This is a genomic window from uncultured Bacteroides sp. (assembly GCF_905207245.1).
In the GTDB taxonomy this organism is placed as follows: Bacteria; Bacteroidota; Bacteroidia; order Bacteroidales; family Bacteroidaceae; genus Bacteroides.
Genome location: NZ_CAJLKP010000096.1, coordinates 1 through 20,356, shown reverse-complemented (window position 1 = coordinate 20,356; position 20,356 = coordinate 1). Strand labels below are relative to the sequence as shown.

18 protein-coding genes are annotated in these 20,356 nt (G+C 43.8%); 14 read left to right on the top strand and 4 right to left on the bottom strand.

Features of this window, described 5'->3' with window-relative positions; translation table 11 throughout:
• A partial coding sequence (locus tag QZ135_RS21495) for a ferredoxin (protein ID WP_294614353.1) occupies positions 1-378 on the bottom strand: 378 nt, incomplete at its 3' end.
• A gap of 185 nt (positions 379-563) precedes the next feature.
• Here QZ135_RS21495 and QZ135_RS21490 point away from each other — a divergent pair.
• Both QZ135_RS21490 and QZ135_RS21485 read left to right on the top strand, forming a co-directional pair.
• Positions 564-1,184: an ATP-binding cassette domain-containing protein gene (locus QZ135_RS21490; protein ID WP_294614356.1), complete on the top strand. Its 621-nt coding sequence runs from the start codon at positions 564-566 to the stop codon at positions 1,182-1,184.
• Positions 1,185-1,199: 15 nt separating this feature from the next.
• Entirely contained in the window at positions 1,200-2,009 is an 810-nt protein-coding gene (locus QZ135_RS21485) for an ABC transporter permease (RefSeq protein ID WP_294614350.1), read from the top strand.
• On the opposite strand, the gene QZ135_RS21480 is transcribed toward QZ135_RS21485, so the two are convergent.
• Positions 2,006-2,413: a DUF4891 domain-containing protein gene (locus QZ135_RS21480; protein WP_294614347.1), complete on the bottom strand. Its 408-nt coding sequence runs from the start codon at positions 2,411-2,413 to the stop codon at positions 2,006-2,008. The two genes, QZ135_RS21485 and QZ135_RS21480, sit on opposite strands and share 4 nt — an antisense overlap.
• Before the next feature lie 108 nt (positions 2,414-2,521).
• Here QZ135_RS21480 and QZ135_RS21475 point away from each other — a divergent pair, with 108 nt between their 5' ends.
• The 5 genes from QZ135_RS21475 to QZ135_RS21455 all read left to right on the top strand — a co-directional run bounded on the left by QZ135_RS21475 (position 2,522) and on the right by QZ135_RS21455 (position 10,361).
• Positions 2,522-3,616, top strand: a complete 1,095-nt coding sequence (locus QZ135_RS21475; protein ID WP_294614344.1) for a Nif3-like dinuclear metal center hexameric protein — start codon at positions 2,522-2,524, stop codon at positions 3,614-3,616.
• A gap of 5 nt (positions 3,617-3,621) precedes the next feature.
• Complete coding sequence (locus QZ135_RS21470) at positions 3,622-4,440, top strand: C4-type zinc ribbon domain-containing protein (RefSeq protein ID WP_294614341.1); 819 nt, start codon at positions 3,622-3,624, stop codon at positions 4,438-4,440.
• Between the two features lie 150 nt (positions 4,441-4,590).
• Positions 4,591-6,027 carry a TolC family protein gene (locus QZ135_RS21465; protein WP_294614338.1) on the top strand — a complete coding sequence of 479 codons (1,437 nt, stop codon included), beginning with the start codon at positions 4,591-4,593 and terminating at the stop codon, positions 6,025-6,027.
• 43 nt (positions 6,028-6,070) lie between these two features.
• Complete coding sequence (locus QZ135_RS21460; RefSeq protein ID WP_294614335.1) at positions 6,071-7,189, top strand: efflux RND transporter periplasmic adaptor subunit; 1,119 nt, start codon at positions 6,071-6,073, stop codon at positions 7,187-7,189.
• 37 nt (positions 7,190-7,226) lie between these two features.
• The gene (locus tag QZ135_RS21455) at positions 7,227-10,361 is read left to right on the top strand and encodes a multidrug efflux RND transporter permease subunit (RefSeq protein ID WP_294614332.1); all 3,135 of its coding nucleotides are present in this window, start codon (positions 7,227-7,229) and stop codon (positions 10,359-10,361) included.
• A 108-nt stretch (positions 10,362-10,469) separates the two neighbouring features.
• Here QZ135_RS21455 and QZ135_RS21450 read toward each other — a convergent pair whose 3' ends face one another.
• Positions 10,470-10,919, bottom strand: coding sequence for a type I restriction enzyme HsdR N-terminal domain-containing protein (locus tag QZ135_RS21450; RefSeq protein WP_294614329.1), 450 nt, complete (start codon positions 10,917-10,919; stop codon positions 10,470-10,472).
• Positions 10,920-11,054: 135 nt separating this feature from the next.
• On the opposite strand from QZ135_RS21450, the gene QZ135_RS21445 reads away from it, so the two are divergent.
• The 5 genes from QZ135_RS21445 to QZ135_RS21425 all read left to right on the top strand — a co-directional run bounded on the left by QZ135_RS21445 (position 11,055) and on the right by QZ135_RS21425 (position 16,219).
• Complete coding sequence (locus QZ135_RS21445) at positions 11,055-11,831, top strand: AMP nucleosidase (RefSeq protein WP_009127341.1); 777 nt, start codon at positions 11,055-11,057, stop codon at positions 11,829-11,831.
• A gap of 8 nt (positions 11,832-11,839) precedes the next feature.
• Entirely contained in the window at positions 11,840-12,859 is a 1,020-nt protein-coding gene (gene holA / locus QZ135_RS21440; protein WP_294614324.1) for a DNA polymerase III subunit delta, read from the top strand.
• A gap of 1,147 nt (positions 12,860-14,006) precedes the next feature.
• Positions 14,007-14,468 carry a helix-turn-helix transcriptional regulator gene (locus QZ135_RS21435; protein WP_294614320.1) on the top strand — a complete coding sequence of 154 codons (462 nt, stop codon included), beginning with the start codon at positions 14,007-14,009 and terminating at the stop codon, positions 14,466-14,468.
• Between the two features lie 75 nt (positions 14,469-14,543).
• Positions 14,544-15,320 (top strand): dihydroorotate dehydrogenase electron transfer subunit, encoded by a 777-nt coding sequence (locus tag QZ135_RS21430; protein WP_294614317.1) that lies wholly within the window; start codon positions 14,544-14,546, stop codon positions 15,318-15,320.
• Positions 15,308-16,219, top strand: a complete 912-nt coding sequence (locus tag QZ135_RS21425) for a dihydroorotate dehydrogenase (protein WP_294614314.1) — start codon at positions 15,308-15,310, stop codon at positions 16,217-16,219. The genes QZ135_RS21430 and QZ135_RS21425 overlap by 13 nt, the downstream gene beginning before the upstream one ends.
• An 89-nt stretch (positions 16,220-16,308) precedes the next feature.
• On the opposite strand, the gene trmD is transcribed toward QZ135_RS21425, so the two are convergent.
• Positions 16,309-16,989: a tRNA (guanosine(37)-N1)-methyltransferase TrmD gene (trmD, locus tag QZ135_RS21420; protein ID WP_294614311.1), complete on the bottom strand. Its 681-nt coding sequence runs from the start codon at positions 16,987-16,989 to the stop codon at positions 16,309-16,311.
• Positions 16,990-17,068: 79 nt separating this feature from the next.
• Between trmD and ligA the strand changes: the two genes are divergently transcribed.
• Positions 17,069-19,066, top strand: a complete 1,998-nt coding sequence (gene ligA, locus QZ135_RS21415; protein ID WP_294614308.1) for an NAD-dependent DNA ligase LigA — start codon at positions 17,069-17,071, stop codon at positions 19,064-19,066.
• A 104-nt stretch (positions 19,067-19,170) separates the two neighbouring features.
• Entirely contained in the window at positions 19,171-20,064 is an 894-nt protein-coding gene (gene dapA, locus QZ135_RS21410) for a 4-hydroxy-tetrahydrodipicolinate synthase (RefSeq protein WP_294614305.1), read from the top strand.
• Positions 20,065-20,356 lie beyond the last annotated feature (292 nt).

Sequence of the window (20,356 nt, the reverse complement as noted above, 5' to 3'; positions counted from 1 at the left end):
CGTGGCACAAGCCGAGCCGATGGCTATGCCTACATCCACAGAATTTACTGCGCAAGGCACCCCCTCGGGACGTCCGGCACAAGTGGAATAACCGCAATGTCCGCAGTTCAGCCCTTGCGCCTGCTCGCGCGTACCTATTATTATTACACATTCTGCCTGCAAAATGTTTGCCGCATCACGCAAAAAGAACTTCATTCCATGTTCTTCTACCATAGCAACCATTTTGTCCGATAATACCTTCAAATCGTTTCCGGTAACCATGGCAATTTCTATTATATCAACACCCTTGCCTTTAGGCGCAGTGCGGGCAGCAGTCATCATCTGTCTTGCCACATCCAACACATGTTCGTGGCGGCTTGCACGTTCGTTCTGTATCATAATTCTCACTTATATTAAAAACTGATAGCAAAGATAATGCAAATTGAGCGCAGAACTTTCATGCTTACATGAAAAAGTTATGCCAAAATACAGCTTATCTTATCTAAAGATATTTATTTCGGCTAATAATCCGTCGTTTTCTCAGAATTCCTTTTTATATTTGCTTGCAAATGGAGACTAAGACTATACTTCAGATAGATGACGCATGCATCGCTTTCGGGGAAGACACACTTTTTTCCGGCTTCTGCCTACAACTGCATGAGGGAGAAATTGCCTGCATATCCGGACAATCGGGGCGGGGAAAGACTTCTTTGCTAAATGCTATTTTAGGATTCGTACCCCTCAAAGCCGGCCGTATCATCGTTAATAATACTTTATTGGAAAAGGGCACTATTGACCATATACGCCGACAAGTAGCATGGATACCACAGGAATTGGCGCTTCCATCGGAATGGGTGAAGGAAATGGTGCAGCTTCCATTCAGCCTGAAAGCAAACCGTGCCACTCTCTTTTCGCTCGACAAACTATTTGCCTGCTTCGCAGAACTGGGATTGGAAAAGGAAGTGTATGACAAACGGGTAAATGAAATCTCCGGCGGACAACGACAACGCATCATGATTGCCGTAGCCACCATGATGCAGAAGCCGCTACTGATGGTAGACGAACCGACGTCCGCACTGGACTCAGACTCAACAGACAAGGTACTCGCTTTCTTCCGGAAGCAAATGAGAAAGGGGAGTGCCATCCTCGCCATTTCCCATGACCAGGGCTTTGCGCAAGGATGTAACCAAATGATTACATTGTGATAAAAACATTAAGAAGTGGGAACAATTGACATATCATATACTAGTTTAGCCATCGGATTGCTGTTGCTGCTCATTCCACTGTTCTACCTGTGGAAGTTCAGGACAGGACTATTGTGGGTTACTGTGATCGGCATTGCGCGCATGATTGTGCAGCTTTTCTTTATCGGCGTCTACCTGAAATACCTGTTTTTATGGAATAACCCCTGGATCAACTTTTTGTGGGTGATTATCATGATATTCGTTGCCGCCCAAACAGCATTGGCACGCACCCAGTTGAAGCGGAAAGTACTGTTCATTCCTATTTCCGTCGGTTTCCTGTGCAGCGTTGTCTGCGTGGGCATGTACTTCATTGCCATCGTATTGCGACTGGAAAATGTGTTCAGTGCACAATACTTTATTCCGATATTTGGTATTCTGATGGGGAATATGCTGTCCAGCAATGTAGTTGCACTGAATGCTTATTACAGTGGGCTGAAACGAGAACAACAACTATATCGCTATCTACTTGGCAACGGCGCCACAAGGGCAGAGGCGCAGGCTCCCTTCATCAAACAGGCTATCATTAAGTCGTTTAGTCCCCTGATTGCGAACATAGCCGTAATGGGATTGGTGGCACTTCCCGGCACAATGATCGGACAGATCCTGGGAGGTAGCAGCCCGAATGTAGCTATCAAGTATCAGATGATGATTATGGTGATAACCTTCACGGCGTCCATGCTTTCGCTGATGATAACCATTTCATTGGCTTCCCGCAAATCGTTCGACGCCAACGGGAAGTTACTGGAGGTCATGGTGGAGAAAAAAGAAAAGAAGAAAAACCGTTAATCCTTCATTTTCGAGGGAGTATAGCGGAATTGCACATACTGTATGCCCGGATTGATATAAGCACTGTCCATCAACACTTTCTTTACCCGGAACGTTTCAAGGCATCGATTGATATGCTTTTCTACAGACTTTGTCTGCGGCTTCACATAGGAAAGCACTTCAATACTTCCCATCGTATCTATTTCAACTTGCGCCTTTAAGGTACGTACAGGAACCGGCTTTCCGGACATATAGCCAGGCAGTTTTTTATTTTTATCAATCCAGAATATAGCCGTAGCCTTTGGAGTGGTATCTACAAATTCCTCTTGCACATCCCCCTCACCACCATCCTGAGATTTAGGTGAAGATTGACATGAAAACAAGACGCACAATAGTGCAAAAAACAAGAAAAGCAATGCTTTCATCGTACTAAGTTTTACAATTATCAGAACAAATATACTAAAAAATAGTAAAACAGACAGTTATTCAGTGTATTTTTGCTATATTTGCATCGAAATTTTCTATTCACATAAATGAGAATTAAGGAAATAGTAAGCGCCCTTGAACGGTTCGCGCCTCTGCCATTGCAAGACGGATTTGATAATGCCGGCCTGCAAATCGGATTGACAGAAGCGGAAGCAACAGGGGCTTTGTTGTGTCTTGACGTCACTGAGGCCGTGCTGGACGAAGCAATAGTGTTAGGGTACAATCTCGTCATATCCCATCATCCGCTGATATTCAAAGGATATAAATCCATCACGGGCAAGGACTATGTGGAGCGTTGTATCATGAAAGCAATAAAGAACGATATCGTGATTTATTCTGCACATACCAACCTGGACAATGCACCGGGCGGGGTGAATTTCAAGATTGCCGAGAAAATAGGACTGAGTAACGTGCGTGTGCTGGAACCTAAGGAGAATGCTTTATTGAAGCTGGTTACCTTTGTTCCGGTGGAACAAGCGGAAGATGTACGGAAAGCCTTATTTGCAGCCGGATGCGGCTGTATAGGAAACTACGATGCATGCAGCTACAACGTAGAAGGAGAGGGAACTTTCCGCGCCCGGGAAGGAAGTCATCCTTTCTGTGGAAACATCGGAGAAATGCATACAGAAAGGGAAATGCGCATAGAAACCGTGTTGCCTGCCTACAAAAAAGCAGAAGTCATTAAGGCTTTATTAAGTACTCATCCGTATGAGGAGCCTGTATTCGATTTGTATCCTCTTCAGAATAGTTGGACACAGGCAGGATCAGGAGTTATCGGCGAATTGGAAATGCCGGAAACGGAACTGGAATTTCTGAAACGCATCAAGAAGACCTTTGAAGTAGGCTGCTTGAAACATAACAAGCTAAACGGGCGCGAAATACAAACCGTGGCCTTGTGCGGAGGAGCCGGAGCATTCCTGATGCCGCTTGCCATACGCAACGGTGCGGATGTGTTCATCACCGGAGAAATCAAGTATCACGACTACTTCGGCCATGATATGGACATTCTGCTGGCAGAGATAGGACACTACGAAAGTGAACAATATACGAAAGAAATATTCTATACAATAATCCGGGAGTTGTTTCCAAGCCTTGCCCTGCAACAGTGCAAAGCAAATACCAACCCCATAAAATATTTATAAGTAAAATGGCTAAAGAAGCAAAAAAAGACCCACAGGAATTGACCGTGGAACAGAAATTGAAAGCACTGTTCCAGTTGCAAACCATGTTGTCCAAGATTGATGAAATCAAGACTTTGAGAGGTGAACTTCCGCTGGAAGTACAAGACTTGGAAGACGAAATCGCCGGTCTGAGCACACGTATCGACAGAATTAAGGCAGAAGTAGCTGACCTGAAATCCGCTATCGCTACCAAAAGAGTGGAAATTGAAACCTCTAAAGCTTCTATTGCAAAATACAAAGAACAGCAGGAGAACGTTCGCAATAACCGCGAATATGACTTCCTGAGCAAAGAAATCGAGTTCCAGACTCTGGAAATGGAGCTTTGCGAAAAGAGAATCAAAGAGTTCGCTGCACAGGAGCAGGAAAAATCTGCCGAAGCTGCAAAAAGCACAGAAGCACTGGATGAGAGACAGAAAGACCTGGACGTTAAGAAGAATGAATTGGATGAAATCATTTCTGAAACCAAACAGGAAGAAGAAAAGTTGAGAGACAAAGCCAAAGATCTTGAAACGAAGATTGAGCCCCGTCTGCTCCAGTCCTTCAAGCGTATCCGTAAGAACTCTCGCAATGGACTCGGTATCGTATATGTACAGCGTGATGCTTGTGGTGGTTGCTTCAACAAAATCCCCCCCCAGAGACAACTGGATATCCGTTCACGTAAGAAAATCATCGTTTGCGAATATTGCGGACGTATCATGATTGACCCGGAATTGGCAGGTGTAACCCTCGAACACAAAGAAGAGGTAAAAGAAAAGACAACCAGAAGAAGAAAAACTGCGGAATAATCCGTAAGCCATCCAATAAAGTCGCCCCTGTAAGCAATATCAGAATGCTTACAGGGGCATTTTGCTTTATTTCTCAATCATAAGACCGCCATAAACAAACAGAGGTTTAAGTTGTTATGATACCTAATATCACAAAAATGACCTAAACCTATGAAGATTAAAGCTTGGGGCAGTACACTGCTCTTATTATGTCTATGTTCTGCCGCAACAGCGCAGAATGGCGACCGGTATCTGGAAAAGCCGCTGCCCCGGAGTTGGGGAAGAACGGCAATTCCTTCTTCCACTGCGGCTTCCGCAGAGACTGACCTGTTTAGCGGACAGATATTACCCGTAGACGACCAGTGGTGGAAAGCATTCAACGATCCGATGCTGGACTCACTCATCAGCGTGGCTTCGGGAGAAAACTATTCCGTACTTGCTGCCATAGACCGCATGGAACAGGCACGCGCCAGTCTGCGGATGGAGCGTAGCAACTTTTTCCCTTCCATCAGCCTGAATGCCGGATGGCTCCGGCAGCAGAGTAGCGGCAATACCAGCGAATTGCCGCAATCCATCACCCATTATTATGATGCTTCACTGAATGCCAGTTGGGAGCTGGATATATTCGGGAGCATCCGCCAACGGGTGAAAGCCCAACGGGAAACCTTCCGTGCCAGCCGGGAAGAATACATCTCCGTACAGATATCCCTCTGCGCACAAATCGCTTCCGCCTACATCAATCTGAGGGAACTACAACAGGAACTACAGGTGGTGACCCACAACTGCCGGACACAGGAAGAAGTGCTCAATATCACCGAAGTGCGATACAACACAGGGCTTGTATCAAAGCTGGATGTAGCACAAGCTAAATCAGTGTATTACAGCACAAAAGCATCCATTCCACAACTGGAATCCGGAATCAGCCAATACATCAATTCACTGGCGATATTATTAGGAACTTATCCTCAGAAACTTCGTCCGATGCTGGAGAAAACCGGGAAACTGCCTGACTATATGGAACCGGTTGGAGTAGGGATACCTGCCGATTTATTACTCCGCCGTCCGGATGTTCGTCAAGCAGAGAGACAAGTCAATGCACAGGCTGCACTACTGGGAGCAAGCAAGAGTGACTGGTTGCCGCAAGTATTCCTGAAAGGTTCTGTGGGATATGCTTCCCATGATTTGAAAGACTTGATCAGACGGAAAAGCATGACGTTTGAAATAGCTCCTACCATCAGTTGGACCTTGTTCAGTGGAACAAAGTTAGTGAATGCCACCAAACAAGCACGCGCACAACTGGACGAAGCAGTGCATAGCTTCAATGAGACAGTGCTCACCGCCGTACAAGAGACGGACAATGCGATGAACAATTACCGGAACTCTATTAAGCAAATTGTTGCCCTCCGTGAAGTGAAAAATCAGGGACAGGAGACACTGAAACTCTCCCTTGAGCTTTATAAACAAGGGCTAAGCCCTTTCCAGAATGTGCTGGATGCCTTACGGTCATTGCTGACCTACGAAAATCAACTGGTACAAGCGGAAGGTAGCTCATTGCTATATCTAGTGTCATTATACCAGGCACTGGGAGGAGGATATACGGAGAAATAAAGAAGCTAAACAACTTAGATTAATTCCTAAACCATAACCATATATGAGAAATAGAATGTGTATCACCCTTGCACTCATTCCGCTATTGGCGGGGTGCGGGGAGAAAAAGGAAACGGCACGCACAGCAATGCCCGTTCCTGAGATAAGCGTAGCCCTTCCTGTGGTGAAAGATATCACGCTGACCAAAGAGTATCCGGGTTACCTCAGTTCTGAAAAAACCGTTGATCTGGTAGCACGCGTAAACGGAACCCTGCAAACCATCGCCTATGCCCCCGGAAGCAGAGTAAAGAAAGGACAAGTGCTGTTCGTCATCGAACCGACCGTTTACCAGGATAATGTAGAGCAGGCAGAAGCCGAACTAAACACCGCCCGGGCCAATCTTGAATATGCTCAGAACAACTACTCACGTATGCTGGAAGCGGTCAAGAGCGACGCTGTAAGCCAGATACAAGTGCTACAGTCCAAGTCCAATGTTGCCACTTCACAAGCGGCAGTGAGTAATGCTGAAGCAGCATTGAATACGGCACGCACCAATCTGAGTTACTGCACGGTGCGTGCACCATTCGATGGAACTGTCAGCCGTAATCAAGTGGATGCAGGCAGTTACGTAGGCGGTAGTGTGCAGCCTGTCACTCTTGCCACTATTTATAAGGATGATCTGCTATATACGTACTTCAATATCGCTGACAATCAATGGCTTGCCATGCTGATGCAACAAGGAACAACTCAACAAAAGGACACACTGCCGAGACAAGTCATCGTCAACCTGGGGGAGAATGGTATGCAGCCTTACCCTGCCACATTAGATTACTTTGCTCCTAATGTGGATCTGAATACCGGAACCCTGAACCTGCGTGCCCGACTGGATAATCCCAACGGATTATTGAAAAGCGGATTATACGTCAGTATTACTCTGCCATACGGCAAAGAACGACATGCAGTGCTCATTCCGGAAGCTTCCATCGGCACCGACCAGTTAGGAAAATACGTATACATAGTAAATGATTCCAATATGGTCCGTTACCGCCATATTGAGGTGGGACAACTGATAGATGATACCCTCCGGCAAGTGACCAGCGGAATCTCTCCGCACGAACGCTACGTGACCAAAGCACTGATGAAAGTGCGGGATGGGATGAGAATAAAACCTATCAATAACTAATTAAAAATTAACAATTAATAATTAAACGCTAACACTCATGTTCTCAAAATTCTTCATAAACCGTCCCATCTTTGCCACTGTGTTGGCACTACTGATAGTAGTGGCCGGACTGGTCACGCTGGGCATACTGCCTATCGCGCAGTATCCGGAGATTACTCCGCCAACCGTACAGGTTAGCGCCGTATATCCGGGAGCCAACGCTCAGACGGTGGCACAAACTGTAGGCATACCTATCGAACAGCAGGTGAACGGTGTGGACGGCATGCTTTATATGTCATCCAATTCCTCCTCGTCCGGCGCTTATTCGCTGACCATCACCTTTGCTGTGGGAACAGACATCGACATGGCCACCGTACAGGTGCAGAACCGTGTCAGTGTGGCCCAGGCTTCCCTGCCGACACCGGTGGTAGTACAGGGAGTGACTGTGCAGAAACAGTCATCAAATATTGTAATGTTCCTTACAATGACATCAGGCAATAAGGAATACGATGGACTTTATCTCAGTAATTATGCCACGCTGAACCTTGCCGACCAATTGACGCGTGTACCCGGTGTAGGTGCTGTCAATGTGATGGGAGCGGGCGACTACTCCATGCGCATCTGGCTGGACCCGGCAGCACTGCGCATCCGCAACCTTTCCGCATCTGACGTATATCAGGCCATACAGGCACAAAATGTAGAAGTCAGCGCCGGCACCATCGGACAGCCTCTTCCTGCAACCGAGGTATCCGGCAACAACGGTTCGCCCGCCTATCAATATACTCTTACGGTGAAAGGGCGGCTTTCTTCTCCTGAGGAGTTCGGAAACATCATCCTGCGCACTGAAACAGGCGGGCGCGTGCTTCGCCTAAGAGACGTGGCGCACATCGACCTCGGTTCGGCATCTTACAATGTCATTTCACGACTGAACGGACAGCCGACTGCCGCCATTGCCATCTATCAACAGCCCGGCTCCAACTCACTGGATGTCTCCAAAGGGGTACGTGCCAAGATGCAGGAACTGTCACAATCATTTCCCCAAGGTATAGATTATAGTGTGACACTTGATACAACGGATGTCATCCATGCTTCGGTGGACGAGGTACTGGTGACATTTCTGGAAACAACCTTACTTGTGGTACTTGTTATCTTCCTCTTCCTGCAAAACTGGCGGGCAGTCATCATTCCCTGTATCACTATTCCGGTATCACTTATCGGTACGCTGGCTGTGATGGCACTGTTCGGTTTCTCCATCAATACGCTGACACTCTTCGGGTTAATACTTGCCGTAGCCATTGTGGTAGATGATGCCATTGTGGTGGTAGAAAATTCAAGCCGATTGCTCGACACAGGACAATACAGCGCCCGTGAGGCAGTAACCAAGGCGATGGGAGAGATTACCGGTCCGATTGTGGGGGTAGTGCTGGTATTGCTTGCCGTATTCATCCCTACAATGCTCATCAGTGGTATTTCGGGACAACTTTACAAACAATTTGCACTGACCATTGCCGCCAGTACCGTATTGAGTGGTATAAACTCGTTGACGCTGACTCCGGCACTATGCGCTCTGATATTACAACCTACCAAACCAGCCAAGTCACCGCTCTTTCGGGGCTTCAACTTCGTGTATGGCAAAACGCAGGGGGTATATGACAGGACTGTGGGCTGGCTGCTCCGTCGTCCGGGCGCTGCACTTCTGTCTTATGCAGTGTTTACAGCTTTGGCAGTCATCTTGTTCATCAAGTGGCCCAGTACCTTTATTCCCGAAGAAGATGACGGATATTTCCTCGCTGTAGTACAGTTACCGCCCGCATCAAGTCTGGAACGGACGGAAACCGTGGGACATGAGATTAATGAAATTCTCAACAGCTATCCTGAAGTGAAAAACTACATCGGCATATCCGGCTTCTCTGTGATGGGGGGCGGGGAACAAAGTAATTCCGGAACCTATTTCGTGATTCTGAAAAACTGGGATGAACGCAAAGGCAAGGAACACACCGCACAAGCTGTCGTCAACCGTTTCAATGCGCAGGCTTATGGCATACAGGAGGCAGAAGTGTTTGCCATGGTTCCCCCGGCCATCCCCGGACTGGGTGCCACCGGCGGATTGCAGTTGCAACTGGAAGACAGAAAGAACCTGGGTGCAACAGAGATGCAACGCGCCATAGAAACACTGATGGAAACGTATCACACGAAACCCGCATTAGCCAGTGTCAGTAGTCAATATCAAGCTAATGTGCCGCAGTATTTCTTGAATATCGACCGTGATAAGGTACAGTTGATGGGTATTCCATTAAATAGTGTTTTCACCACATTGGGATACTATATGGGAGCTGCCTATGTGAATGATTTCGTTGAATTCGGACGTATTTATCAAGTGAAACTCGGCGCACGGGATCATGCACAGCGGGTTATTGATGATGTATTGAAGCTGAGCGTGCCGAATGCGGCAGGAGAGATGGTGCCATTCTCGGCTTTCACCAAAGTGGAAGAACAGCTGGGTATGGATCAGATCAACCGATATAATATGTACTCCACAGCATCCGTCACCTGCAATGTGATGCCGGGAAGTAGCTCGGGAGAAGCAATACAGCAAATGGAAGAACTCTTCCGGGAACAATTGGGTGATGAATTTGGATATGAATGGACTTCGGTAGCCTATCAGGAAACGCAGGCGGGAACAACTACAAGTACCGTGCTGGTGATGGCCTTGTTGGTTGCATTTCTGGTGCTGGCAGCACAGTATGAGAGTTGGACGAGTCCGGTATCTGCGGTCATGGGATTGCCGGTAGCATTGTTAGGAGCCATGATTGGATGTCTGGTGATGGGAACACCGGTCAGCATCTACACACAAATCGGTATCATCTTGCTTGTGGCACTGTCTGCAAAGAATGGTATCCTGATTGTAGAGTTTGCCCGCGACTTCCGTGCAGAAGGAAATTCAATCCGTGATGCAGCATTCCAAGCCGGACACATCCGTTTAAGACCTATCCTGATGACCTCATTGGCATTTGTGCTTGGTGTAATGCCATTGCTTTTTGCTACAGGAGCGGGAGCGGAGAGTCGTATTGCTTTGGGAGCCGCAGTAGTATTCGGTATGGCACTGAACACGTTACTTGCCACGGTTTATATCCCGAATTTCTACGAGTTGATGCAGAAGTTGCAGGAAAGATTCACCAGGAAAAAGAAGTAACTTAGGATGGCTACACCCTTTGTCCCGGATAGCTACACCCTTTTGGGTATATGGCCACACCATACCGGACAAAGGGTGTAGCCCTTTTCAGCTATGACGGTACTAATCTTATAACGACTGATAATCAGGTATATCGGGTAGGAAAGTATAACTATTTCTAGCATAATCCATACGGCAGCAATAATGTTGAAGTCCATTGCTCACAACCAGATAATCTACTTTCAGCACCATATTATAACGCGTAATCTGATTGAACACCGCTTGAGTGATTTCTATATCAGGAGCTTTGTACTCCACAATCATCTGTGCAGTCAGATCTCGACGGTAAAGCACAGTATCACAGCGCTTTTTAGTACCGTTCAGTTGTACCTGCACCTCGTTTGCCATCAATGCTTGCGGGTATCCTTTATGGTTCAGGAGGAAATGCACAAAGTGCTGACGCACCCACTCTTCAGGCGTAAGCGCCACATAACGGCGGCGTATTACGTCGAAAATGGCAGGTTTTCCTTCTCTGTTCATCACTTTGGCATCGAATACAGGTAAATTTAATGACAACATAATTATATAGGATATGTGATTACAACAGCAAGAAATGTTATTGTTTTAATTTCATGATTCTACTTTTTTATTGTACTTTTGTGAGTTAAATAATCGCTCCCTAAAAGTATTAGGGAACAAATTTAATGAAATCTTATGAAAACAAAGCAAGAAATCGTAGCTAACTGGCTGCCTCGTTACACAAAACGTAGACTTGAGGACTTTGGAGAGTATATTCTGTTGACTAACTTCAACAAGTATGTGGATATTTTCGCAGAGAAATTCAATGTGCCCGTTCTTGGCAAGGACGCTAATATGACGTCTGCTTCCGCTGAAGGCATGACCATCATCAACTTTGGTATGGGAAGCCCTAATGCTGCAATTATCATGGATTTACTAAGCGCCATTCAGCCTAAAGCCTGCCTGTTCTTGGGTAAGTGTGGCGGAATTGACAAAAAAAACCGGATAGGAGACCTTATCCTGCCTATCGCTGCCATCCGTGGCGAAGGAACTTCAAACGACTACTTCCCGCCCGAAGTACCGGCACTCCCGGCATTTATGTTGCAGCGTGCTGTGTCTTCATCCATTCGCGACCATGCCCGCGACTATTGGACAGGTACCGTATACACTACCAACCGCCGCATTTGGGAACATGATGAGGAATTCAAAGAATATCTCAAAAAAACCCGCGCTATGGCTGTTGATATGGAAACAGCAACCCTGTTCAGTTGCGGTTTTGCCAATCACATCCCAACTGGTGCTATTCTGCTGGTTTCCGACCAGCCCATGATCCCCGAAGGAGTGAAAACCGACAAAAGCGACAACCTCGTCACCCAGAACTATGTGACGGAGCATGTCGAAATAGGCATTGCATCCCTGCGTATGATTATCGACGAGAAGAAAACCGTAAAACATCTGAAATTCGACTGGTAAAGAAAAATATGGCAAAACAGGAAATTACGTGTGACGACATTCTTAAGGAACTGAGAGCGAAGCAATACCGCCCCGTGTATTATCTCATGGGCGAGGAACCTTATTACATCGACCTCATAGCCGACTATATTACAGATAATATCCTGACGGAAACAGAAAAGGAATTCAACCTGACTGTTGTTTACGGTGCAGACGTGGATATAGCCACCGTCATCAATGCCGCCAAGCGATATCCAATGATGTCCGAACACCAGGTGGTAGTAGTGAAAGAAGCACAGAATATCCGCAACATGGAAGAGCTTTCTTACTACCTCCAAAAACCTTTGCTTTCCACCATATTAGTGATATGCCACAAACATGGCGTACTGGACCGAAGAAAGAAGCTCGCCGCCGAAATTGAAAAGACCGGCGTCTTGTTTGAATCCAAAAAGGTGAAGGATGCCCAATTACCGGCATTCATCACCTCCTATATGAAACGTAAAGGCATTGATATGGAACCTAAAGCCACTGCCATGTTGGCTGACTTTGTAGGAGCTGATCTTAGCCGTCTCACTGGAGAGCTGGAAAAACTGATTATTACACTTCCAAAAGGTCATACACGCGTCACTCCCGAACAGATAGAAAAGAATATCGGTATCAGCAAGGATTATAATAACTTCGAATTGCGCAGTGCCCTTGTCGAAAAAGACGTTCTAAAAGCCAATAAAATAATAAAATATTTTGAGGAAAATCCGAAAACAAATCCAATTCAAATGACTTTATCTTTACTTTTTGGATTCTTCTCCAATCTGATGCTGGCATATTATGCTCCAGAAAAGTCGGAGCAAGGCATAGCCAATATGCTAGGATTAAGAACACCTTGGCAGGCTAAAGACTACCTTGCCGCCATGCGCCGATACAACGGAGTAAAGACAATGCAGATTATTGGCGAGATACGATATGCCGATGCAAAATCCAAAGGAGTGGGCAATCCTTCTTTAAGTGATGGGGATATTCTCCGTGAATTAGTATTCAAAATCCTGCATTAATTCCTACACAGAACCATACAAACTTCTCTAAAATAGATGGTCTATTTGAAGTAAACAGACCATCTATCAGTTATCAACAGACCATCTGTTTGGGTGAAACAGACCATCTATTTTTAAGAGACACACTATCAATCTTCATTCAAATCCAAGTAGACTTTATAGGAAAATAGTAGACTTCCTCTTAATAGGAAGAGAATAAGGTATATAGAAAGTTATCAGAAGAACTAGTAGAATATAACCTTCTATTAAGCATTTTAGGAAGATTTTGATTGTTAGCATATCAAGTAATTATAGAGAAGAAAACGCTGTTTTCACTATCATTATGCTATTCTTTAATAAAAATAGGATTATTTTTCTAGAATAGAGCAAAACTCAGACTAATAAAATAGGGATAATCAACTGTAAAACAGCAAAATACAAACAAAATAGCCTTCTGAGAATTCAAAATTTTCAAATCCACAGCCATTTATACGGAAAGAAAGCAAGGATTTTCAATTACAAGGGTTTATGAAGGAACAATTGAACCTTACTAATTTCAGTGTAATAAATTCTTTCTAATAATAACAAGATTACCCATCAAACAGTATCACAGTATAACTGAAAATAGTTGCTTTCTTAACTACAAAATATTAACAATGTAATACACCATGCATTACAATTATACTGATTACAATCTTGCTGATAACATTAGTAATATTACTACATGATACACAATTGTAATACTACTGATTTCAAAGAAGTAATAGTTAAATAACAAAATTGATAGGATAGGGGTTAACTAGGTAACTATATATTCATAATTCTCTAAAACCCAACAGTATTATAAGATATTATATAATCTAATAGTTAATATAATAATAATCAGCTATGAAAACAATTGTAATAAGAAGGTATACAATAGCATTTTATAAAGATACTAATTTAATAATCAAATAAATACAGTATTTTATTAAAGTATAAATAATAGGGTATAATATAAATATAATAAGGATTTACAATTGTACGAGTTACAATTGAAATACCAACATCAATATTGTAATATTTCGTATTTCACATATTTAATTTGCTTTTGTAATTTTCTTTTTTTACTTTTGTAAACCGAAAGAAGATAAATACAATTGTAAACTTACACCTATATCGCAACAGTATGAGCATAAAAGATAGGTTCAAAATGATTATGGAGCGGGAAAGATTAACCGCAGGTGCATTTGCCGAAAGTATCGGAGTAGCTCAAGCTACTATCTCGCATATCTTAGGCCCCCGCAATAAGTATCCAAGTACGGAAGTTATCCTTCGCTTACATCAAAGGTATAATGATATCAACTTGGAATGGCTGCTTACCGGAGAAGGCGAAATGAGTAACACGTCCGACTCTTCTATCGAAAGCGGATTTGACTATCCATTATTCGCTGAGAATGCCATAAATCCGTCCGAAGTTACGAGTCATGCAGAAAATCGCAAGGAAATTGCATTAGAAACGCCAACAAATGCACCTAAAGAGATTGTAAAACAAGAGATTATATACAAAGAAAGACCTCCCAGAAAAATAACCGAAATAAGAATTTTCTTCGATGATAATACATACGAAACATTCAAACCCGAAAAATAAGAGGTAAAAACAACATTCTGCACAATTTCCCGTATCTTTGTACGCTGAAGACAAAATTCACCTCTTATATAGGATATGAAAAAATATATTTTAGATTTAACTGTGACCGAGAACGTCAGACTGCATAACAACTATGTGCTGCTAAAACTGACGGCTCCGTCTCCGCTTCCGGAAATGCTTCCGGGACAATTTGCGGAAATTCGCGTGGATGGCTCTCCAACTACTTTCTTGCGTCGTCCTATTTCCATTAATTACGTAGACAGACAACGCAATGAAGTTTGGTTTCTTATCCAATTGATTGGCGACGGAACAAGGCGATTAGGCGAAGCTAAAGCCGGAGACATAATCAACGTAGTACTTCCCTTGGGAAACAGCTTCACAATGCCTGAAAACCCCTCTGATAAGCTTCTGTTGGTAGGCGGAGGTGTTGGTACGGCTCCTATGCTCTATTTAGGCGAGCAATTAGCTAAGAATGGCAGCAAACCGACATTCCTTCTGGGGGCAAGAAGCGATAAGGATCTGATGCAATTAGAGCAATTTGCGGCTTATGGTGATGTATACACGACTACTGAGGACGGCAGTCATGGAGAAAAGGGATACGTAACGCAACATTCCATATTAAATAAGGTGCAGTTCGAGCAGATTTATACCTGTGGCCCCAAACCAATGATGATGGCTGTTGCCAAATATGCCAAAAGTAAAGACATAACCTGCGAAGTATCATTGGAAAATACGATGGCATGTGGTATAGGAGCCTGCCTTTGTTGTGTGGAAAACACAACAGAAGGACATTTATGTGTATGTAAAGAAGGTCCGGTTTTTAATATAAACAAACTATTATGGCAGATTTAAGTGTAAATATAGGCGAATTACAAATGAAGAATCCGGTAATGACAGCTTCCGGTACATTTGGATATGGTGAAGAGTTTGCCGATTTCATTGATATTGCGCGAATAGGTGGTATAATTGTAAAGGGAACTACTCTTCACAAACGTGAAGGTAACCCATATCCGCGTATGGCAGAAACCCCAGCAGGCATGTTAAACGCTGTAGGACTGCAAAATAAGGGTGTAGATTACTTTGTTGAACACATCTATCCGCGCATCAAGGACATTGAAACCAATATGATTGTAAATGTTTCGGGTTCTGCGATAGAAGATTATGTAAAAACAGCAGAAGCTATCAATGCACTTGACAAAATTCCTGCCATAGAATTAAACATCTCTTGCCCTAATGTGAAGCAGGGTGGAATGGCTTTTGGAGTCACAGCAAAAGGCGCCGAAGAAGTAGTGAAAGCAGTGCGCGCAGCTTACAAAAAGACACTTATCGTAAAGCTGTCTCCTAACGTTACTGACATAACGGAAATCGCTCGTGCAGTAGAAAATGGCGGTGCAGACAGTGTATCATTAATTAATACACTGCTGGGAATGGCTATTGACGCGGAACACAGACGTCCGGTGCTCTCTACCATAACAGGCGGTATGTCGGGAGCAGCCGTTAAACCGATTGCTCTCCGCATGGTATGGCAAGTTGCTAAGGCAGTAAAAATTCCAGTCATAGGTTTAGGAGGTATCATGAACTGGAAAGATGCTGTGGAATTCATGCTTGCCGGAGCTTCAGCTATCCAAATCGGCACGGCAAATTTCATAGATCCGGCAGTTACGATTAAAGTCGCGGAAGGCATCAACGAGTATCTGGACAGACACGGATATAAGTCTGTGAAAGAAATTATCGGTGCGCTTGAGGTATAAGCTATAACAGAGGAATGCCGTTCGCACCTATTTTACATAAAAAAGGACATTCTTTCCGAATGTCCTTTTTCTGTTTTTATACAACTTCTTTATTCTTCCCCAAGCAAATCCGGACGGAGTTTGCGCGTCCGTTCCAAAGACTGTTGCAACTCCCATTCTTTAATCTTGGCCTCATGGCCGGATAATAAAATTTCCGGAACCTTCCAACCATTATAATCAGCAGGTCGCGTATAGACCGGAGCTGCCAATAAGTTATCTTGAAACGAGTCAGACAGTGCCGATTGTTCATCGGAAATCACGCCGGGGATGATACGAACAATAGCATCCGCCATCACTGCTGCTGCCAATTCTCCACCAGTCAGCACGTAGTCTCCAATACTAATTTCTTTGGTAATAAGATGCTCGCGAATGCGATAATCTATTCCTTTAAAGTGCCCGCAAAGAATAATAAGATTTCGGGAAAGAGAAAGTGTATTGGCCATTGGCTGATTGAATTGCTCGCCATCAGGAGTCGTAAAAATGACTTCATCGTAGTCTCGTTCCGTCTTCAGAGCGTTGATACAGCGTTCTATCGGTTCTATTTTCATCACCATCCCGGCAAAACCACCAAAGGGATAATCATCTACCCGACGATATTTATCTTCTGTATAATCACGTAGGTTATGAATATATATTTCGGCAAGCCCTTTATTTTGAGCACGTTTCATAATGGAGCAATTGAAAAAGCCTTCAATCATCTCAGGTAAAACTGTTATAATATCAATGCGCATATTAATTTTAATTTTCTGCAAAAGTACAAATATTAGAGGAGAAACCTGTATTTTTGCGTTCAAACAATCTGAAATAACTATGACTACAAAAGAAAAGATAGATCAGCTCCGTGCCGAACTGCATCAGCATAACTATAATTATTATGTATTGAATGCTCCGGAAATTTCTGATAAGGAGTTTGATGATATGATGCGAGAACTGCAGGATTTGGAACGGGAACATCCGGAATATCAAGATGATAGTTCACCGACAATGCGTGTAGGAAGTGATTTGAACAAGAACTTTACGCAAGTGGCGCACAAGTATCCGATGCTTTCATTAGGTAATACTTATTCCGAAGGTGAGGTATCGGACTTCTACGATCGCGTACAAAAAGCATTGAACGAGGATTTTGAAATCTGTGCTGAACTAAAATATGACGGTACTTCAATTTCTCTGACATATGAAAACGGGAAATTAATACGTGCCGTGACCCGTGGAGATGGCGAAAAAGGCGATGATGTGACGGATAATGTCAAGACAATCCGCACAATCCCCCTTGTACTGCATGGAGACTATCCTCCACTGTTTGAAATAAGAGGTGAAATATTAATGCCATGGGTAGTTTTTGAAGAACTGAATCGCGAGAAAGAAGCTCGCGAAGAATCCTTGTTCGCTAATCCGCGCAATGCAGCATCAGGAACTTTGAAACTACAAAATTCTGCTATTGTGGCTTCCCGTAAGTTGGATGCATACCTTTACTACCTACTAGGTGAAGAATTGCCTTGCGACGGACATTATGAGAACTTACAGAAAGCTGCACAGTGGGGCTTTAAGATATCAGACCATATGAAGAAGTGTCATAGCCTGCAAGAAGTGTTCGACTATATCCATTATTGGGATACCGAACGCAAGAATCTACCAGTGGCCACAGATGGCATTGTTTTGAAAGTTAACAGTCTGAAACAGCAAAAAAACCTCGGTTTCACCGCAAAATCTCCCCGTTGGGCCATCGCTTACAAGTTTCAAGCAGAACGTGCATTAACTCGTTTAAACAAGGTAACTTATCAAGTAGGTCGGACGGGAGCAGTCACCCCAGTTGCCAATCTGGATCCGGTGCAATTATCCGGTACAATCGTAAAACGCGCCTCCTTGCACAATGCCGATATTATTGAGGGACTCGACCTACACATCGGAGATATGGTTTATGTAGAAAAAGGTGGCGAAATCATACCGAAAATAACCGGAGTAGACAAAGATGCCCGAAATATGATGATTGGGGAAAAGGTGAAATTCATCACACATTGTCCTGAATGTGGCAGTAAGCTGATACGCTATGAAGGAGAAGCTGCGCACTATTGCCCTAATGAAACAACCTGTCCGCCACAGATAAAAGGAAAAATCGAGCACTTCATCAACCGAAAAGCTATGAATATCGACGGATTGGGACCGGAAACTGTGGATATGTTCTTCCGATTAGGACTCATTAAAAATACTGCTGACCTATATAAGCTAACCGCCGATGACATCAAGAATCTGGATCGCATGGGAGATAAATCAGCCGAGAACATCGTAAATGGTATTGCTCAAAGCAAAGAAGTTCCTTTTGAACGGGTATTATTTGCACTGGGCATCCGCTTTGTAGGTGAAACGGTAGCAAAAAAGATTGCCAAGTCCTTCACTGATATAGAAGAACTGAAAAATGCAAATCTAGAAAGGCTGGTAAACATCGATGAAATCGGTGAAAAAATAGCGCAAAGTATTCTAGCTTATTTCTCTAATCCATTAAATAGAGAGTTGATAGAGTGCCTGAAAACAGCCGGATTGCAATTTAACCGGAAAGAAGAAGACTTGAGTGGCTATACCGACAAACTTGCCGGACAATCCATTGTAATCAGTGGTGTATTTACACATCATTCCAGAGACGAATATAAAGACTTGATAGAGAAGAACGGAGGAAAGAATGTAGGTAGTATTTCCGCTAAAACCAGTTTTATTCTGGCAGGAGAAAATATGGGGCCGGCTAAACTGGAAAAAGCCCAGAAACTGGGTGTACAGATTATGAGCGAAGATGAGTTTTTAGCACTCATTTCATAACATTTTTCCAGTGAAATCTTTTTTATAGCTTATATTTGCTGTAGAAATCGAAAATATTCGTACTTTTGCGAGTCATTTAATTAGAGATTACTTAAATTTCACTCATGATACAGACTAAATTGAAAGGAATGGGGGTAGCGCTGATTACTCCTTTTAAAGAGGATGAAAGCGTTGATTACGATGCATTGATACGTTTGGTGGACTATCAGCTTCAAAACAATACTGATTTTTTATGCGTGCTGGGCACTACGGCAGAAACTCCGACACTGACGGAAGAAGAGAAAAAGAAAATCAAGAAAATAGTCATTGAACGTGTTAATGGTCGGATACCTATTCTACTTGGAGTGGGTGGAAATAACACCCGAGCTATTGTGGATACTCTAAAAAACGACGATTTCGCTGGAGTAGATGCCATTCTGTCGGTCGTTCCATATTACAATAAACCATCCCAAGAGGGCATTTATCAGCATTATAAAGCTATTTCAGAAGCTACAGAACTCCCAATAGTGCTCTATAATGTACCTGGACGCACCGGAGTAAATATGAGAGCTGAAACAACTTTGCGCATTGCCCGTGATTTCAAGAATGTAATTGCTATCAAAGAGGCTTCCGGTGATATTACACAGATGGATGACATCATCAAGAATAAGCCCGCTAATTTCGACGTTATTTCAGGCGATGACGGCATTACCTTCCCTCTGATTACCTTAGGAGCTGTTGGCATCATATCGGTCATAGGAAACGCCTTTCCGCGTGAATTTAGCCGCATGGTACGCTTGGCATTGCAAGGAGACTATGCAAACGCATTGACCATTCACCACAAATTTGCCGAATTATTCAAGCTGCTTTTTGTAGATGGAAATCCGGCAGGTGTAAAAGCAATATTAAATGTGATGGGAATGATTGAAAACAAGCTCCGTCTGCCGCTTGTACCTACCAGAATTACAACTTTTGAAGCTATGCGAAAGATTTTGGATGAGCTGAATATAAAGTGCTAAAGAAAACTAACCATATCATATTCCATCCCCTGAGATAAACACCACTCTTCTCAGGGGATATTTTTTTTCATCTCAAGAGGCGGAACTCAATGTACTTTATCTGCCGCTTACGCACACGGCTGCATCGGATTACACTTGCGGCTGCGTAAGCCATCACTTGCGGGAGTGTTGTCCAACGCAGCCGCAAGCGCACACCAACAAAAAAGCCTCTGCAAATATATCTTGCAAAGGCTTTTCGTGATCGCGACAGGATTCAAACCTGTAACCGGCTGATCCGTAGTCAGCTACTCTA

Coding starts and splice junctions, on each gene's coding strand:
- QZ135_RS21475 (WP_294614344.1), top strand. CDS start 2,522: ATGAGAATTAAGGAAATAGTAAGCGCCCTTGAACGGTTCGCGCCTCTG.
- QZ135_RS21450 (WP_294614329.1), bottom strand. CDS start 10,919: ATGTTGTCATTAAATTTACCTGTATTCGATGCCAAAGTGATGAACAGA.
- QZ135_RS21435 (WP_294614320.1), top strand. CDS start 14,007: ATGAGCATAAAAGATAGGTTCAAAATGATTATGGAGCGGGAAAGATTA.
- QZ135_RS21455 (WP_294614332.1), top strand. CDS start 7,227: ATGTTCTCAAAATTCTTCATAAACCGTCCCATCTTTGCCACTGTGTTG.
- QZ135_RS21470 (WP_294614341.1), top strand. CDS start 3,622: ATGGCTAAAGAAGCAAAAAAAGACCCACAGGAATTGACCGTGGAACAG.
- ligA (WP_294614308.1), top strand. CDS start 17,069: ATGACTACAAAAGAAAAGATAGATCAGCTCCGTGCCGAACTGCATCAG.
- QZ135_RS21425 (WP_294614314.1), top strand. CDS start 15,308: ATGGCAGATTTAAGTGTAAATATAGGCGAATTACAAATGAAGAATCCG.
- QZ135_RS21430 (WP_294614317.1), top strand. CDS start 14,544: ATGAAAAAATATATTTTAGATTTAACTGTGACCGAGAACGTCAGACTG.
- QZ135_RS21465 (WP_294614338.1), top strand. CDS start 4,591: ATGAAGATTAAAGCTTGGGGCAGTACACTGCTCTTATTATGTCTATGT.
- QZ135_RS21480 (WP_294614347.1), bottom strand. CDS start 2,413: ATGAAAGCATTGCTTTTCTTGTTTTTTGCACTATTGTGCGTCTTGTTT.
- dapA (WP_294614305.1), top strand. CDS start 19,171: ATGATACAGACTAAATTGAAAGGAATGGGGGTAGCGCTGATTACTCCT.
- trmD (WP_294614311.1), bottom strand. CDS start 16,989: ATGCGCATTGATATTATAACAGTTTTACCTGAGATGATTGAAGGCTTT.
- holA (WP_294614324.1), top strand. CDS start 11,840: ATGGCAAAACAGGAAATTACGTGTGACGACATTCTTAAGGAACTGAGA.
- QZ135_RS21445 (WP_009127341.1), top strand. CDS start 11,055: ATGAAAACAAAGCAAGAAATCGTAGCTAACTGGCTGCCTCGTTACACA.
- QZ135_RS21460 (WP_294614335.1), top strand. CDS start 6,071: ATGAGAAATAGAATGTGTATCACCCTTGCACTCATTCCGCTATTGGCG.